The organism is Rhodococcus sp. BP22, from assembly GCF_014281965.1.
Classification (GTDB): domain Bacteria; phylum Actinomycetota; class Actinomycetes; order Mycobacteriales; family Mycobacteriaceae; genus Rhodococcoides.
Genome location: NZ_JACFTB010000006.1, coordinates 24860 through 41963, shown reverse-complemented (window position 1 = coordinate 41963; position 17104 = coordinate 24860). Strand labels below are relative to the sequence as shown.

Annotated in this window: 13 protein-coding genes; all 13 read left to right on the top strand. The window is 61.8% G+C overall.

The features are described from left to right. Positions 1-11 precede the first annotated feature (11 nt). Positions 12-1409: a mycofactocin biosynthesis glycosyltransferase MftF gene (gene mftF / locus H2510_RS14025; RefSeq protein WP_186629255.1), complete on the top strand. Its 1398-nt coding sequence runs from the start codon at positions 12-14 to the stop codon at positions 1407-1409. Beyond that, positions 1406-2875 carry a mycofactocin system GMC family oxidoreductase MftG gene (gene mftG, locus H2510_RS14020; RefSeq protein ID WP_315901374.1) on the top strand — a complete coding sequence of 490 codons (1470 nt, stop codon included), beginning with the start codon at positions 1406-1408 and terminating at the stop codon, positions 2873-2875. The genes mftF and mftG overlap by 4 nt, the downstream gene beginning before the upstream one ends. A gap of 131 nt (positions 2876-3006) precedes the next feature. After that, positions 3007-4302 carry a helix-turn-helix domain-containing protein gene (locus tag H2510_RS14015; RefSeq protein WP_186628936.1) on the top strand — a complete coding sequence of 432 codons (1296 nt, stop codon included), beginning with the start codon at positions 3007-3009 and terminating at the stop codon, positions 4300-4302. A 118-nt stretch (positions 4303-4420) separates the two neighbouring features. Further along, positions 4421-5944, top strand: coding sequence for an aldehyde dehydrogenase family protein (locus H2510_RS14010; protein ID WP_084348031.1), 1524 nt, complete (start codon positions 4421-4423; stop codon positions 5942-5944). Continuing rightward, positions 5944-6495, top strand: a complete 552-nt coding sequence (locus H2510_RS14005; RefSeq protein ID WP_261392948.1) for a DUF779 domain-containing protein — start codon at positions 5944-5946, stop codon at positions 6493-6495. Before H2510_RS14010 ends, H2510_RS14005 begins: the two co-directional genes overlap by 1 nt. 39 nt (positions 6496-6534) lie before the next feature. Next, the gene (locus H2510_RS14000; protein ID WP_186628935.1) at positions 6535-7506 is read left to right on the top strand and encodes a cation diffusion facilitator family transporter; all 972 of its coding nucleotides are present in this window, start codon (positions 6535-6537) and stop codon (positions 7504-7506) included. A 115-nt stretch (positions 7507-7621) separates the two neighbouring features. After that, a complete protein-coding gene (eat, locus tag H2510_RS13995; protein WP_186628934.1) occupies positions 7622-9061 on the top strand; it encodes an ethanolamine permease in 1440 nt (479 codons plus the stop codon). Beyond that, positions 9058-10470 (top strand): ethanolamine ammonia-lyase subunit EutB, encoded by a 1413-nt coding sequence (locus H2510_RS13990; RefSeq protein ID WP_186628933.1) that lies wholly within the window; start codon positions 9058-9060, stop codon positions 10468-10470. Before eat ends, H2510_RS13990 begins: the two co-directional genes overlap by 4 nt. Then, the gene (gene eutC, locus H2510_RS13985; protein WP_186628932.1) at positions 10467-11234 is read left to right on the top strand and encodes an ethanolamine ammonia-lyase subunit EutC; all 768 of its coding nucleotides are present in this window, start codon (positions 10467-10469) and stop codon (positions 11232-11234) included. The genes H2510_RS13990 and eutC overlap by 4 nt, the downstream gene beginning before the upstream one ends. Positions 11235-11287: 53 nt before the next feature. Continuing rightward, on the top strand, positions 11288-12925 hold the full coding sequence (locus H2510_RS13980) for an AMP-binding protein (protein WP_186628931.1): 1638 nt from the start codon (positions 11288-11290) through the stop codon (positions 12923-12925). Positions 12926-12966: 41 nt separating this feature from the next. Beyond that, positions 12967-14907: an acetoacetate--CoA ligase gene (locus H2510_RS13975; protein WP_186628930.1), complete on the top strand. Its 1941-nt coding sequence runs from the start codon at positions 12967-12969 to the stop codon at positions 14905-14907. A 73-nt stretch (positions 14908-14980) separates the two neighbouring features. Continuing rightward, entirely contained in the window at positions 14981-16438 is a 1458-nt protein-coding gene (locus H2510_RS13970; RefSeq protein ID WP_186628929.1) for an amidohydrolase family protein, read from the top strand. Then, positions 16435-17049, top strand: coding sequence for a TetR/AcrR family transcriptional regulator (locus tag H2510_RS13965; protein WP_186628928.1), 615 nt, complete (start codon positions 16435-16437; stop codon positions 17047-17049). The genes H2510_RS13970 and H2510_RS13965 overlap by 4 nt, the downstream gene beginning before the upstream one ends. Positions 17050-17104: the final 55 nt, after the last annotated feature.

Below are 17104 nucleotides of genomic sequence, written 5' to 3'. Positions count from 1 at the left end.
ACGATCACCTGATGGGTCAAGGTCGGTTACCTGATGGATTCGGGGTGCGAGTCGATCCTCGTGTTCGCAAATACTCCGACGGTCGAGTGTTGATCGGTGGTTCACCGACCAGAATGTTGAAGCTTGCACCTACCGCGGCCGCCATGATCGGCGACGGTTTTCTCGAGGTCACCGACTCGCAGTCGGCGCTCGTCGCTCGCAAACTTCTGGACTCGGGAGTGGCCAACCCGCGGCCGATGTCCATTCCGTCTCCGCAGGATGTGACTGTCGTCGTTCCGATGAAGAACAACGCCTCCGGTCTCGGCAGGTTGCTTCCTGCGCTCCACGGCTTGAACGTCATCATCGTCGACGACGGATCCGACGAGCCGGTGACCGCGCCGCCGATGGCCTGGAGCATCGGTGGGGTGACGGTCCTACGGCACGAGACCTCGCGAGGGCCTGCAGCTGCTCGAAACACGGGACTTCGGAGTGCAACAACGGATTTCGTCGCCTTTCTCGACTCGGATGTAGTTCCCCGCAAGGGATGGCTCGAGGTAATGCTGGGGCACTTCTCGGATCCGGCGGTGGCGCTCGTCGCTCCTCGTATCGTTGCCCTCGAACCCGAGGGCAACGCCTTGGCCAGGTATGAGCATGCTCGCTCCTCTCTCGACCTCGGTCGCCGGGAAGCGGCCGTTCGGGCGGGTAGTTCGGTGTCCTACGTCCCCAGCGCAGCCATGTTGATACGCAGGCACGTAGCCGAGGAATGCAATGGGTTCGACGAATCCATGCATGTCGCCGAGGACGTCGATCTGTGCTGGAGGTTGCAGGAAGCCGGGTGGCGATTGCGATACGAGCCCGTTGCGCACGTTGCTCACGATCATCGAGTGACGTTCGGACGGTGGTTCGGCCGCAAACTGTTCTACGGCACCGGCGCCAGCCCTCTTGCCGAGCGTCACCCCGGAATGGTCCCGCCGATTTCGATGTCACCCTGGACCCTGATCGCCACCTTGTTGGCTATCAGTTTCACCAAGCTCGGGCTGCTGGGCGCACTGGCGACTCTCGCAGTGACCATCGGTCGACTACGTAAGATGTTCGTCGGTCTCGATCAGCCCACGCGCATCGCCGCGATACTCGCCGCCGAAGGATTCATTGCAGGGATTTGGCAACTTGCATCGGCGATGTGTCGGCACTATTGGCCGATAACCCTTCTCGCAGTGTTGCTTTCGAGTCGAATCAGGAAGATTGCTCTCGGACTTGCCGTCGCCGAAGCGCTGGCCGACTGGTACAACCACCGCGAACTCGGCGGCTTGGATCCGATACGGTATGCCTTCTTCAAGCGGGTCGACGACATCGCGTACGGCACAGGCCTATGGCGAGGTGCCGCCGAGTCTCGGAGCTTGAAGGCGTTGACTCCGCGCATGGACACGTGAGCCCGCTCGAGACTTCGTACGCCGATGTGATCGTCGTAGGTGGCGGCTCTTGTGGCTCCGTTGTGGCATCGCGAGCGAGCGCGAATCCGGAATGTCGGGTAGTGCTTCTCGAAAGTGGGCCCGGGCTCGCGAGCGATCAGACGTATCCGCCGGAGATCCTGAACGCCCATGTCCTACCGGTCGGGCCCTCGAGCCCTTGGACGTCGTCGTACCGTGCGGAACTGACGCTGGAGATCACCCGCTGGATCTCGCGGGGTCGAGTCCTCGGAGGCTCCGGAGCAGTCAACGGTGGGTACTTCGTGCGGGGTAGGCCGCAAGACTTCGATGCCTGGCCGGCCTCCTGGTCGTACGACGAGGTGTTGCCCTACTTCCTGAAGTCGGAAACCGATCTGGACTTCTCCGGCCAGTGGCATGGCCGAGGTGGTCCGATGCCGGTAGCGCGGACTCCTCGCGGGGCGCAGAACGAGATCACGAAACTGTTCCACGACGCCGCGATAGCACTCGGTTATCCAAGAGATCCGGACATGAACGATCCGAGAACGTCCGGTGGCATGGGCACAGTTCCACTCAATGTCGTCGACGGTCGCAGGGTGAATGCTGCTGCAGCATATCTTCTTCCGGTTCTTCGCCGATCCAATCTGGATGTCTTCACTGAATCCACAGTGGTTGCAGTACTTTTCGATGGAACCCGTGCGACGGGTGTGGAAGTAGTTCGTAACGGACGTGTTTCGCGGGTCATTGCTCCATCGGTGGTCCTCTGCGCAGGGGCGGTTCGCACCCCGCAGTTACTCATGCTCTCCGGTATAGGTCCGGCGGATCATCTTGCCGAGCTTGGCGTTCCGGTCGTTCTGGACCACCCGTTCGTGGGTCGGGAGTTCAGCGATCATCCGGAAGTCGGCGTCTACTATCGAACACCGCTACCCTTCGAGCCCGCGTCACCGCTGCAGGAAGTACTGCATGTCGATGATCTGGAAATACGCCCTTACACAGCGGCATTCGATCGACTGATCCCCGGACTGCCGATCGGTGACCCGATGATCGGCGTCGGCCTGATGAGGTCCGACAGTCGCGGCGACATCACGTTGGTGTCCGCGGACCCCACGGTTGCCCCACTCGTGAGATATCGATACTTGGAATCGGCGGGCGATCGTCGCGCAGTCCAGGCGGGGCTCGATCGTGTTGCCGAATTGCTCGGACGGCTATCGAGGCGCCATCCGATCGAGGTGCTCGATCTCCCGGGCGACCCTCTGCTGAGTCGACTGGGTACTTCGCTTCACCTTTCGGGGAGTTGCGCGATGGGCAACGACAGCGGCGTTCTCGACGATAGGTTGCAGGTGCAGGGGCTCGAGGGTCTGATGGTGGCCGACACATCTGCCTTTCCTGTTGTCCCTACGCGTGGACCGCATGCGACTGCAGTCATGCTCGCCGAGCGTGCGGCCGACTTCCTTTCGGCGTCCGTCACGTAAGTCCTTTCCTCTCGAGGTTCGAACTGTAAGACCCCACCCCTAGAGGCTCGGCCCGGTAGAAGCATGGCTGTACCCTGAACTGTGTGAGCTGCGTTACAGTGACGTGAACATGCGGGAAGGCGTGCATCGGAATGACAGCTAGATTTCGAGGGCAGGGCAACCCCTGGATTGCCGTTCGCCCAGGTGAAGACGTCGATGTTCTCGCCCGCGAGATGTCCACCGCGCACCGACTCTTCGTCGACGACGAACCGCCTTCGTCCGATTCCGTCCGATCGGTAGTCCTGGACTCGTGGCTGCGCAGCCGAACCAAGGGTGTGAATCCGGACGGTGGAAACGATTCGCTCGCCCTTTCCGGCGCCGAACTCGAGCGATATCGTGACGGTCACCCGATGTCGATCATCAGGCCGGTCATCCGCAAGTTGCTCGTCGAGGACGCAGCAGACACCGGTCTGCTGGTCGCGATTTCCGATGCCGAGGGCAGATTGTTGTGGGTGGAGGGGGATGCGACCGCCAAGGATCGCGCTCTCACCATGAACTTCGCCGAGGGTGCCGATTGGAGTGAAGAGTCCAAGGGGACGAATGCGCCGGGGACGGCGCTCGCCGTCGATCATTGCGTCCAGATCTTCGCGGCCGAGCATTTTTCCCGTTCGGTGCACGAGTGGAGTTGCTCGGCGGCTCCTGTGCATCACCCGACGAGTGGACATATTCTCGGCGCAATCGACATCACCGGTGGTCCGAGAGTTGCTGTGCCCGAAGTGCTCTCGCTGATCCGTGCGACCGTGGCTGCCGCCGAGTCCGAGCTTCGGATGCATCTGATGAATTCACCGAAGTCGCTGGGGGACACAGCGCCTCGCCTCGAAGTGCTTGGGAGCGGGCGGCCAGGGTTGGTGCGTGGCAGCGGCCGGTTGGCGCTGTCGCAGCGGCATGCGGAAATACTGTTGCTGCTCGGTGATCACCCTGAAGGTTTGAGTTCGGATCATCTCGCTGTGTTACTCGATGAACACGAGCTCGACTCCGTGACGATCCGAGCCGAGATGTCGCGTTTACGGAAAACCTTCGGCGCGTCCGGGCTCGCATCCCGACCGTACCGGTTGGTCGGTGAACTGGCCTCGGATGTAGGTGATATTCGCCGCGCGCTCGACCGCGGTGACGTCGAGGCCGCGATGCGGATCTACTCGGGGCCGGTGCTTCCGGGTTCGTCGGCACCCGGCATCGACGAAATTCGCGAAGAACTGCGATCCAGGATGCAAGCAGCCCTGCTTCGTGTCGGCGACCCCGTCCTGCTCGCCCAGTGGACCTCCTCGATCCACGGTCGCACCGACGTAATTGCCTGGGAGGCGTATCGCGCCACCTTGAACGCAGATTCTGCGCTTTACGGCCAGGTCAACGCGCGTATCGATCTACTCGACCGTCAGTTGGGTGTCTGATTCGATCCATGCGCAGCGCAGCAACGTAGTTGCTGCGCTGCACAGCAACGTAGTTGCAACGTTGCAAACCCTAGTGTTCTGAATCACATCAGTTCGGTTGATCAGAAGGAGTCACTAGATGTCCGTCTATGCCCGTCCCGGTACGGCCGAAGCAGTCATGTCGTTCCAGCCACGCTACGAAAACTGGATCGGTGGGGAATGGGTGCCGCCGGTCAAGGGGCAGTACTTCGAGAACCCGACCCCAGTCACCGGAGAGAATTTTTGCGAGGTTGCTCGCTCGACCTCCGAGGACATCGAACTGGCTCTCGATGCCGCGCATGCCGCTGCTCCCGCATGGGGTAAGACATCCGCTGCCGAGCGCGCCGTGATCCTCAACAAGATCGCCGACCGAATCGCCGAAAACCTCGAGTCCATCGCGCTCGCCGAGTCCTGGGACAACGGCAAGCCGATCCGCGAAACCCTGAACGCCGATATCCCACTGGCAGTGGACCACTTTCGCTACTTCGCGGGTTGCATTCGTGCACAGGAAGGTTCGCTTTCCGAGATCGACAATGACACTGTCGCTTACCACTTTCACGAGCCACTCGGCGTGGTCGGCCAGATCATTCCGTGGAACTTCCCGATCCTCATGGCCGTCTGGAAGCTCGCGCCCGCACTTGCTGCCGGTAATGCGGTCGTGCTCAAGCCTGCCGAGCAGACGCCGGCCTCGATCCTCCATTTGATTTCGATCATCGGTGACCTCTTGCCGCCGGGAGTGCTCAACATCGTCAACGGTTTCGGTGTCGAAGCAGGCAAGCCACTTGCCTCCAGCCCCCGGATCGCCAAGATCGCCTTCACCGGTGAGACCACCACTGGCCGCCTGATCATGCAGTACGCGTCGCAGAACCTGATTCCGGTCACCCTCGAGCTCGGTGGCAAGAGCCCCAACGTCTTCTTTTCCGACGTCCTTGCCCACAACGACGACTACCAGGACAAGGCGCTCGAAGGCTTCACGATGTTCGCGCTCAATCAGGGTGAGGTGTGCACCTGCCCGTCGCGTTCGCTCATCCAGGCCGACATCTTCGACGAGTTCCTGGCTCTCGCTGCGATCCGCACGAAGGCTGTGCGTCAGGGTGATCCGCTGGATACCGAGACGATGATAGGTGCACAGGCCAGTAACGATCAGCTCGAAAAGATCCTGTCCTACATCGAAATCGGCAAGAGTGAAGGTGCACAGATCGTCACCGGCGGCGAGCGCGCCCAACTCGGTGGAGATCTCAACGGTGGCTACTACATGCAACCGACGATCTTCACCGGCAAGAACAACATGCGGATCTTCCAGGAGGAGATCTTCGGGCCGGTCGTTTCGGTGACGTCGTTCAAGGATTACGACGAGGCCATCGACATCGCAAACGACACGCTCTACGGACTCGGGGCCGGCGTGTGGTCGCGAGACGGTGGAGTCGCCTACCGCGCCGGCCGCGACATCAAGGCTGGTCGAGTGTGGACCAACACCTACCACCAGTACCCAGCACACTCCGCGTTCGGTGGGTACAAGCAGTCGGGCATCGGACGTGAGAATCACAAGATGATGCTCGATCACTACCAGCAGACGAAGAACCTTCTTGTGAGCTACGCCCAAAAGGCTCAGGGCTTCTTCTGATGGCCGGCAGGCCTGCGGCTCCGGCCCCGCCTGCGCGTCTGCGAGCAACCGCCGGGGCGATGGAGCTTCTCTGTCGCCTCGGTGGTATCCACGGCGAACTGATGATGCATCAGTCCGGCGGATGCTGTGACGGGTCGTCGCCGATGTGTTATCCAGCAGGGGAATTCATCGTCGGCGACCGGGATGTGTTGTTGGGTCTTCTGGACTTACGTCTCGGCGTGGGAGATATCCCGGACGACCTTCCCGAAGGCAGTGACGCCGTTCCGGTATGGATATCCGGTTCTCAGTTCCAAGCGTGGAAGCACACTCAACTGGTACTGGACGTCGTGCCGGGGCGCGGTGGAGGCTTTTCCTTGGAATCACCCGAGGGCGTACGTTTCCTCAGTCGTGGACGTGCGTACACGGCAGTGGAGAACGACCTTCTCGACCAGTATCCGCCGCTTGTCGGCCTCGACTGGGAAGAGGGGCGCAGGCCCGAAGTTCCGGGCGATATCCTCGTGGTCGCCGAAGCTGCAGACGCGTGCCCGGTACCCGGGATGCTTCAGGGCTGACGCCGTGCCCAGTTCGAACCGATGAAGAGTGCCGAACCGATGAAGAGTTCCGCGACCGCTCCAGCCACCGGCGGCGACAGCTTCCGCACCGTCGTCATCGCCTTCGTGGCGAATTTCGGCGTCGCTGTCGCCAAGACTGTGGCCGCAGTAATCACCGGTTCCGCTTCGCTGGTTGCCGAGGCCGCGCACTCGTGGGCAGACACCGGCAACGAGATATTTCTGCTCGTCGCCAATAAGCGGGGCTCGCGCGGCCCGGACGACGAACGTCCGCTCGGGCACGGACGAGAGACCTACTTCTGGTCGACGCTTGCGGCTGTCGGATTGTTCGTCGCAGGTGCGGCCGTGTCGATCTGGCACGGAATCACGTCATTGTTCGCAGGCGAGTCCAGCACCGAGAACTATGCGATGGCCTATGGCGTGCTGGTGATTGCCTTCGTTCTGGAGGGAGTGTCGTTTCTCCAGTCCGTTCGCCAAATTCGTAGTGAGGCAGCGGAGTACAAACGCGACTTTCTCGACCAGGCATTGCAGACTTCGGACCCGACGCTTCGCGCGGTCTTCGCCGAGGACACTGCCGCGTTGATCGGCCTGGTCATTGCAGGAGTCGGAATCGGGCTGCACCAGCTCACCGGCAACGCGGCGTGGGATGCGATGGGTTCCATTCTCGTCGGCATACTTCTGGCAATCGTCGCATTCGTTCTGATCGACCGGAACCGCCGTTTTCTCACCGGCGAACCCGGGTCGCGAGCACTATGGCAAGCAGTAGTCGACAGGATCGAAGAGCTACCGGGTGTTGCATCGGTGAACTTCGTTCGTATCGAATTCGTTGGGCCCAAGCAGATCTATGTTGTGGCAAGTGTCGATCTCGTCGGTGACGCCGTCGAATCGTCGATCGCGCGCACACTCCGGCGACTGGAGCGTGAGCTCGAGACCAACAAGGCTGTTGTGGACGCAGTGCTGACAGTCGCGGAACCGGACGAGGGCGACATCGGTGACGTCAACCAAGTGACGTAGGACGCCGTAATTCCCACGTCATCGAAAGATGACATTTTGCTTACACAACGGGCCTATCTTGAGCCGACTCGCGCAACCGAAGCGCGAGAACCTCCATGTGCACGAGAGGATTTTCATGTCTGTCAGCGATCCGACGGCATCCCATCACGGCGGTGTCGATTCACACGTCGAAGGCGGCGACTACCTCGCCAAACGAACGTTGAAGAAGGGCACGGCCGGTTGGGTCCTCCTCGCCGGACTCGGTGTCAGTTACGTTATCTCCGGGGACTATTCGGGGTGGAACTTCGGTCTCGAACAAGGTGGGTTCGGTGGGCTTCTCATCGCGGGCGTACTGATCGCGGGAATGTATTTGGCGATGGTGCTCGGGATGGCCGAAATGTCCTCGGCACTCCCTGCGGCGGGAGGCGGCTACACCTTTGCCAGGCGTGCACTCGGGCCGTGGGGTGGGTTCGCCACCGGTACGGCAATTCTCATCGAATACGCGATAGCTCCGGCAGCGATCGCCACCTTCATCGGGGCATACGTCGAATCCCTCGGCCTTTTCGGAATCACCGATGGGTGGTGGGTATACCTGGCGGTGTACGCCATCTTCATCGGCATTCACCTCACCGGCGCTGGTGAAGCGCTGAAGATCATGTTCGTCATCACCGCCATCGCGTTGGTCGGATTGGTGATCTTCGTCCTCGCTGCACTAGGCAAGTTCGACGCGAGCAACCTCACCGACATCGCCCCGACGGATGCAGCAGGCGCGTCGAGCTTCCTGCCGTTCGGATACCTCGGAATCTGGTCAGCGGTCCCGTTCGCCATCTGGTTCTTCCTCGCAGTGGAGGGAGTGCCGCTCGCCGCGGAGGAGGCCAAGGATCCGACCAAGAACGTTCCGCGCGGCATCATCGCTGCGATGGGCATCCTGCTCGTCACCGGTGCCTCGGTGCTCTTCCTCGTCACTGGCGCAGGCGGAGCCGAGGCGATGCAGTCATCGGGCAATCCACTCGTGGAGGCGCTCGGCGACAGCGGAGCCGCCAAGGTGGTGAACTACATCGGACTTGCAGGCCTCGTTGCCAGCTTCTTCTCGATCATGTACGCCTACTCCAGGCAGTTGTTCGCGCTCTCTCGTGCCGGGTACCTACCGAAGACACTGTCTGTCACAAACTCTCGTAAAGCTCCCGTCCTTGCACTCATCGTGCCCGGCATCATCGGCTTTCTGCTCTCGCTCACGGGGCAAGGTGCGATGTTGCTCAACATGGCAGTCTTCGGCGCCGCGCTGAGTTACGTTCTGATGATGATCAGCCACATCGTGCTGCGTCGCAAGGAACCGGAGATGGAACGCCCGTACCGCACTCCCGGTGGAGTCGCCACTACCGGCTTCGCCCTGGTAGTCGCCGCGCTGGCCGTCGTCGCGACGTTCCTGGTCGACAGCACTGCCGCGCTCTGGTGCCTGGGCGTATTCGCTGCGTTCATGCTGTATTTCGGTATCTACAGCCGCCATCACTTGGTCGCGAACTCGCCCGACGAAGAGTTCGCAGCGCTGGCGAAGGCCGAAGCTGAGCTCGAATGACCACCTACACGCAGCAGATATCGGGCACCACCTATCAGTTCGACTCTCTCGTGGAATTGATGGCCAAAGCGACGCCACTGCGCTCGGGCGACGAATTGGCCGGGTGCGCAGCGCAATCCGATGCCGAGCGTGCCGCGGCACAATGGGCACTGTCGGAAGTCTCCCTCGAAGTATTCCTGCAGGACCTTTTGGTTCCCTACGAAACCGACGAAGTCACCAGACTCATCATCGACTCGCACGACCGCGTCGCGTTCGGCGCAGTCTCGCATCTCACGGTGGGAGGACTCCGAGACTGGCTTCTGGACACTGCAGCCTCGACCTCGGCCGCGGCGACGCTACGTGCAGTGGCACCTGGCCTCACCCCGGAGATGGTAGCGGCAGTCAGCAAGATCATGCGGAACCAGGACCTGATCGCGGTTGCACGTGCTGTCGAGGTCACCGCAGCGTTCCGTACGACGATAGGCCTGCCGGGAACCCTCGCCACGAGGCTGCAACCCAATCATCCGACCGACGATCCACGCGGTATCGCGGCGGCAACGTTGGACGGGTTGCTGTTGGGGTCGGGGGACGCCGTCATCGGAATCAACCCGGCGACCGATTCACCTCATGCGACGTCGGACCTATTGCATCTCCTCGATGACATCCGTCAGCGTTTCGAGATCCCGACGCAGTCCTGCGTACTATCGCACGTCACGACGACGATGGAGCTGATCGAAAAAGGTGTTCCCGTCGACCTGGTCTTTCAGTCCGTGGCGGGAACCGAGGGCGCCAATTCTGGCTTCGGCGTTAATGTTTCGCTCCTCCGTGAAGCCAACGAAGCAGGTCGATCGCTGCACAGGGGAACCGTCGGCAACAACGTCATGTATCTCGAGACCGGCCAGGGTTCAGCGCTGAGCGCCGGCGCGCACCTTGGAATGGGAGGCAAACCAGTCGACCAGCAAACGTTGGAGACGCGGGCGTATGCGGTATGCCGCGACCTCGAACCGTTGCTGGTCAACACCGTCGTCGGATTCATCGGACCCGAGTACCTCTACGACGGTAAGCAGATCATCAGAGCCGGGCTCGAGGACCACTTCTGTGGAAAGCTGCTCGGCCTACCGATGGGTGTCGACGTCTGTTACACCAACCACGCCGAGGCCGATCAGGACGATATGGACACGCTGTTGACGCTGCTCGGCGCCGCCGGAGTGGCCTTCGTCATCGCCGTTCCCGGTGCGGACGACGTCATGCTCGGCTATCAGAGTTCGAGTTTCCACGACGTCCTGTACGTGCGCCAGGTATTGGGGTTGAAGCCTGCGCCCGAATTCGCAGCCTGGCTCGATCGCCTGGGCATGGTGGACTCCCATGGTCGGATACTCGACGTCGATGCAACGGGTTCTCCGTTACGAGCACTGACGGGCACGCGATGACCGAGATCGAACCCACCGACTTCTGGGCGGACCTGAGACTGAGTACTCAGGCTCGAATTGGGCTGGGCCGCACCGGCGATTCACTGCCGACGCGACGTGTTCTCGAGCTCAGGTCCGCACATGCCGCGGCCCGTGACGCCGTACACACGCCACTGGAGGTGGACTCGTTCACAGTCGCCGTCGAGCGGGTAGGGATCGGTGCTCCTGCCGTCGTGACATCGAAGGCGACTTCGCGCGCGGAGTATCTCCGCAGACCGGACCTAGGCCGACAGCCCCACGATCTGTCCTCGATCACGCCGGGGGAGTTCGATATCGGATTCGTGCTGAGCGACGGACTCTCGCCGCGCGCACTGACCGATCATGGAACCTCGATGTTGGAAGCGCTTGTCGAGGAATTGGCAGACCTGTACTCGATGGCGCCGCCGGTCATCGCGACCGAGGCTCGGGTGGCACTGGGCGATCACATCGCAGAGGCAATGGGGGTGCGCACTGTCGTCGTGTTGATCGGTGAACGCCCCGGGTTGTCGGTGGCGGACAGTCTGGGAATCTATCTCACGCATCTGCCTGCGCCAGGCAGGTCGGACGCCGACCGAAACTGCATCTCGAACATTCATCCACCGGAAGGATTGGGTTATCGGCAATCCGCGAAGATCGTTGCCGGACTCGTGCGTGGTGCGCGCAGCCTGGGGCGTTCGGGCGTGGCACTGAAGGACACTTCTCGAGCGGATGTTCTCGAGTCCTCGGAGACCATCACGCTCGACTGAGTACCCCTGTCCGGGGGTGGTCCTCGGTGACGCAGCTCACTATCGTGGGGGTCATGGAGACACTCAGCTATGCGTCAGGAGCGTCGTCTCAGCCGCTGCTCGCAGACACTATCGGAGCAAATCTGGATCGAACTGCATCGCTGTACGGCGGGCATGATGCGCTGGTAGATGTCGTGTCCGACCGGCGGTGGACCTATTCGGAGTTTCTCGCGGACGTGGAACTGTTGGCCGCGGGCCTGCTGGTGCAAGGCGTCGTGAAGGGCGATCGCGTCGGCATCTGGGCTCCGAATTGCCCGGAGTGGGTACTGGCGCAGTACGCGAGCGCCAAAATCGGAGCCGTTCTGGTCAATATCAACCCGGCCTACCGCACCCACGAGTTGCGGTTCGTACTGAAGCAATCAGGCGTGTCGGTTCTGTTGTCGGCGCAGGAGTTCAAGGGAGCGGACTACGCGGCCATGATCGAGGAGGCACGTTCGGAAGCTCCTGATCTGCGGGAAGTCGTATACATCGGCAGCTTCGGTTGGGAATTGATGACCGATCGCGGGCATCGCGCGCTGGCCGATCGACCACGAATGGTCGCCGACGTGCTGGACCAACTGCGGGTCGACGATCCGATCAATATCCAATACACCTCGGGTACAACAGGATTCCCCAAGGGTGCCACGCTGAGCCACAGCAACATTCTGAACAACGGATTCTTCGTCGGCGAGCTGTGCCACTACACGGCCGAGGATCGAGTGTGTATCCCAGTGCCGTTCTACCACTGCTTCGGCATGGTCATGGGCAACCTTGCCTGCACAAGCCACGGCAGCGCCATGGTGATCCCTGGACGAGCTTTCGAGCCTGCTGCCACGCTCGCCGCCGTCGAGAAGGAGAGGTGCACGTCGCTGTACGGCGTTCCGACGATGTTCATCGCCGAACTTGCGCTGCCTGAGTTCGATTCGTTCGACCTGTCGAGTCTGCGGACCGGCATCATGGCGGGTTCGCCGTGCCCTGCGGAGATCATGAAGCAGGTGATCGACAGAATGGGAATGAGTGAGGTGTCCATTTGCTATGGCATGACCGAGACTTCGCCCGTCTCGCTGCAAACTCGTAGCGAGGACACTATCGACCAACGAGTCTCGACGGTGGGTGCAGTAGGTCCGCATCTCGAGGTGAAGATCGTCGACCCCACGACCGCGGAGACCGTACCGCGCGGTGAGCCGGGGGAACTGTGCACACGAGGCTATTCCGTCATGGCCGGGTATTGGCAGAACCCGGAAAAGACCGCCGAGGCCATCGACGCCGAGGCGTGGATGCACACCGGTGACATCGGAGTCATGGACGCCGACGGTTACGTCGCCATCACGGGGCGGATCAAGGACATGGTCATCAGAGGGGGAGAGAACATCTACCCCCGAGAGATCGAGGAGTTTCTGTACTCCCACCCCGACATCCTCGACGCTCAGGTAATCGGAGTTCCCGACGCGAAGTACGGCGAAGAACTGATGGTGTGGATAAGGATGAGGGACAATTCGGTACCGCTCGACGCCGCTGCGGTTCGTGCATTCAGCGAGGGAAAACTGGCGGGCTACAAGATCCCGCGATACGTCCACGTAGTCGATGAATTCCCGACAACGGTCACCGGAAAGGTGCGGAAAGTCGAGATGCGTGAGAAGTCCATCGGAATGCTGGACATGGAATCGCAGTGACCCATGACGCGGATCGGGCGCCGTCGGGAATACTGAATCATATGACCGATACGCAGTGGACGCCGTCGACCGAGGACATCGAGAATGCTCGTATCACGGACTTTCAGCGCTACGTCCAACGGCGGCACGCTCTCGACCTGACCGACTATCGATCGCTGTGGACATGGTCCACCGACAATCTCCCCGATTTCTGGCGCGCGGTGTGGGATTACTTCGACGTCATCGCCACCGATCGACCCACTTCAATTCTCGATTCGACCGATATGCCGGGGGCACAGTGGTTTACCGGTGCCACGCTGAACTACGTCGACCAGGTCGAGCGGCATATCCGAACCGATCGGCCTGCGATCCTGCACGCACACGAAGACGGAACGATCACCCGACTGTCCTGGCACGAGTTGGCCAGGCAGGCAGCATCGCTGGCCGAGACGTTGAAGACGCGCGGGGTAGCGAAGGGAGACCGCGTCGTCGGCTACCTTCCCAACATTCCCGAGACGGTGATCGCGTTTCTTGCGGTGGCAAGCATCGGCGCGGTGTGGTCAGCGTGTGGACAGGACTACTCCGCATCTGCCGCATCGGATCGCTTGGGACAACTGGATCCCAAGGTGCTGATCAGCGCCGATGGGTACTCCTACGGCGGCAAATACCACGACAAGACTGCGGACGTGAGCGCGTTGCGTGAGAACTTGCCGACGGTCGATCTCGTCGTCCAGGTCGGCACGCATGTCACTGCAGGATCCATCACGTGGGACGAGGCCACTGCGGGCGAGCGCGTGTGGACCAGCGTTCCTGTTCCGTTCGACCATCCGCTGTGGATAGTGTTCTCCTCGGGTACCACAGGTTTGCCCAAGGGGATCGTGCACAGTCATGGTGGAGTTCTGCTCGAACATCTCAAGTCCGTTGGACTGCAATCGGATATCGGACCGAACGACACGTTCTTCTGGTACACGAGCCCCAGTTGGATGATGTGGAATTTTCAGGTGGCAGGTCTCCTCGTCGGCGCCACCATCGTGACTTCGTCCGGTAGCCCGGGTTTCCCGACGGCCGATGCGCTGTGGAAAATCGCTGCCGCACAGAAGGTCACCTTCCTGGGAACGAGCCCGGGGTACGTGCTGTCCTGCATCAAGGCGGGTTCACACCCAGGTGAAGATCACGACCTCGGTGCGCTGCGGGCGATCGGGATCACCGGGTCTTCGCTACCGGCCACATCGTCGATCTGGTTGGCGGACAACATCAGCCGTGATGTCCCGGTATTCTCGATCTCGGGTGGGACCGATGTGGTCTCGGCGTTCGCGGGCGGGGTGCGCACAGTGCCGGTATGGCCGGGCGAACTGTCGGCCCCGTACCTCGGCGTTGCGCTGGCCGCGTACGACGACCAGGGTCGGTCGGTAACCGGCGAGGTAGGCGAACTCGTCGTCACCAAGCCGATGCCGTCGATGCCTACCCGGTTCTGGAACGACGAGGACGGATCGCGGTACCGCGACGCATACTTCGATACGTTCGAAGGGGTCTGGCGCCACGGAGACTGGATTACCGTCACCGATCATGGCAGCGTCATCGTTCACGGACGTTCCGATTCGACATTGAACCGCAACGGTATTCGAATGGGTAGTGCCGACATCTACCAGGCAGTCGAATCCCTACCCGAGGTGGTCGAATCCCTCGTCCTCGGTATCGAATCCGGCGACGGTAGCTATTGGATGCCGTTGTTCGTGGTGCTGGCCGATGGCGCCGAACTCGATGAACCGCTACGAGGACGGATCAAAGCGGTCATCAGGGAGCACGCATCACCTCGGCATGTACCCGACGAAATCATCGCCGCCCCCGGAATCCCTCACACCAGGACTGGGAAGAAGCTCGAGGTCCCGCTCAAACGGATCTTTCAGGGAGATGACGCCGCACGCATTCTCGACCGCTCGGCCGTCGATGCACCGGATCTCGTGGATTGGTTCGTCGAACGTGGACGAGACCACAGCCGCTGATGCTTCAGCTTCGTCAAAGGTTCCCACTCGGCCGGCCCACGCTTTCACGGCAAGAGTGTTCTAGAGTCCGGAGGTGCTGATCAGAAACGTGGTTCTCGCCGCGGGCGGCCCGACCTTCGAAGTGCAGACGGTCGGTGGTCGGATCGCCGAGGTGACCCCGTCCGGGAGTGCTTCGCGCGCTGTCGAGGGTGGGATCCTCGACGGTCGAGGAGGGGCGCTGTTGCCCAGTTTCGTGGACAATCACGTGCATCTGACGCAGTGGGCCGCATCGTTGACGCGGATCGATGTCTCGGAATCAGATTCTGCCGCTGCCGTCGTGGACATCCTTGTGCACTCCGAGGAGCGGTACGGGCGCGGGATACTGCGCGCCCAAGGTTTTCGGGACGCACTGTGGCCCGACGTGCCACACAAGGATGCGCTGCAGAGGGCCCTACCGGACCGCCTCGTGGCAATCACGAGCATGGATCTGCACACGCTGTGGCTCAGTCCGGCACTTCTGGCCGAACTGTCCATCGATCATCCGACGGGGATATTGCGCGATCACGACTGCATGGAAGGTCTCGGTGCTCTCGACCGGCTTGCCGATACCGAGCACGGCGATCGCAGCGTCCTCGACGCCACCGCCGAATTGGCCCGACGAGGCATCACCGCCGTGACCGATTTCGAGTACGCGGACAACAGAGCTGTCTGGCTACGTCGCGCCGACGTCGGGCAGTCATCCGTCGACATATCCATCGCGGTGTGGCCGGAATGGCTCGAACACGAGTTGTACCTCGGCGCGAGGACCGGTGATCGCATCGGTGACGAGCGGAATCTTTCACTCGGCCCGCTGAAAGTGATGTTCGACGGTTCACTGAACACCCGAACCGCATGCTGTCACGACGCGTATCCCGATGGTTCCGGAACCGGCCTACTTCTCGAGACACCCGCAAACCTTCGCGCACTGATGCGACAGGCATCCGAAGGCGGGATCCAACCGGCCGTTCACGCTATCGGTGACCGCGCGAACTCACTTGCACTGGACGCGTTCGAGGCCATCGGAACCGGCGGGCGGATCGAGCATGCTCAACAGGTCCTGCCTGCCGACGTGCAGCGGTTCGCCGCGGCAGGCGTCGCAGCATCCATCCAGCCTCAGCATGCGATGAGCGACCGTGACGTCGCCGACGAGCTGTGGAGCGGTCGAGCCTCGATCTCCTACCCGTACGCCTCGCTGCATCGCGCGGGCGTAGAGCTGCTGTTCGGCTCCGACGCCCCGGTCAGCGCGCCGTCGCCGCTCGAAGCCGTCGCCGATGCCGTGTGGCGTACCGACGACGATCGCCGGTCGTGGCAGGTCGAGGAGGCGTTACCGCTGGACGTCGCCTTGGCCGCGGCGTGCGGTGGCCGTCGATCGGTCGACGTCGGGGATGCGGCAGATCTGGTGATACTGGCCGAACACCCCGCGAATCTGGGAAACCGTGACCTCCGCGCGGATCCGATTCTGGCCACTGTCCGCGCAGGAAAGGTCACATTCGAGCAGGCTGGTCCACTATGAGTGGAGATGCGGAGCGAGGCGGTTGGCGCATCTACGAGGGCTCGGTGCTCTCCGCGCCACTGGCTGCGGCCCTCGCCGCGTTCGTCGAGCAGGGTTACCACGGGGCTTCGGTGCGTGAGATCGCAGCTCGCGCCGGACTGTCCGTTCCAGGGCTGTATCACCATTTTCCGTCGAAGCAGGCCCTTCTGGTGGGGCTGATGAAGGCCGCCATGGCCGATTTGCTCCAACGGTCGAGGATCGCGGAAGCAGAAGCTGGGACCTCGCCCAGCGCCCGGTTCGATGCCGTCGTCACTTCGTTGCTCTTGTTCCACATGTATCGCCGGGACCAGGCGTTCATCGGATCGACCGAGATCCGCAGCCTCGAAGCCGGCAACCGCAGTGCGTACATAGCTCAACGCGACGAGCAACAGCGCTTGCTCGACACGATCGTCCACGACGGCGTCGAGTCGGGCGACTTCGACACCGAGCATCCGGAGGATGCCTCTCGGGCGGTGACGACATTGTGCGTCGGAATCGCAGGATGGTATCGGCCCGAAGGTCCACTCTCGGCGCCAGAACTCGCAGCGGTGTATCTGACGATCGCACGCAGAATTGTCGGTGGTAGTCGATAGTCTCGCGGGATGGCAATACTGGCGGATGCCTGCACAGGCCTCGCCGAGTTGGAGT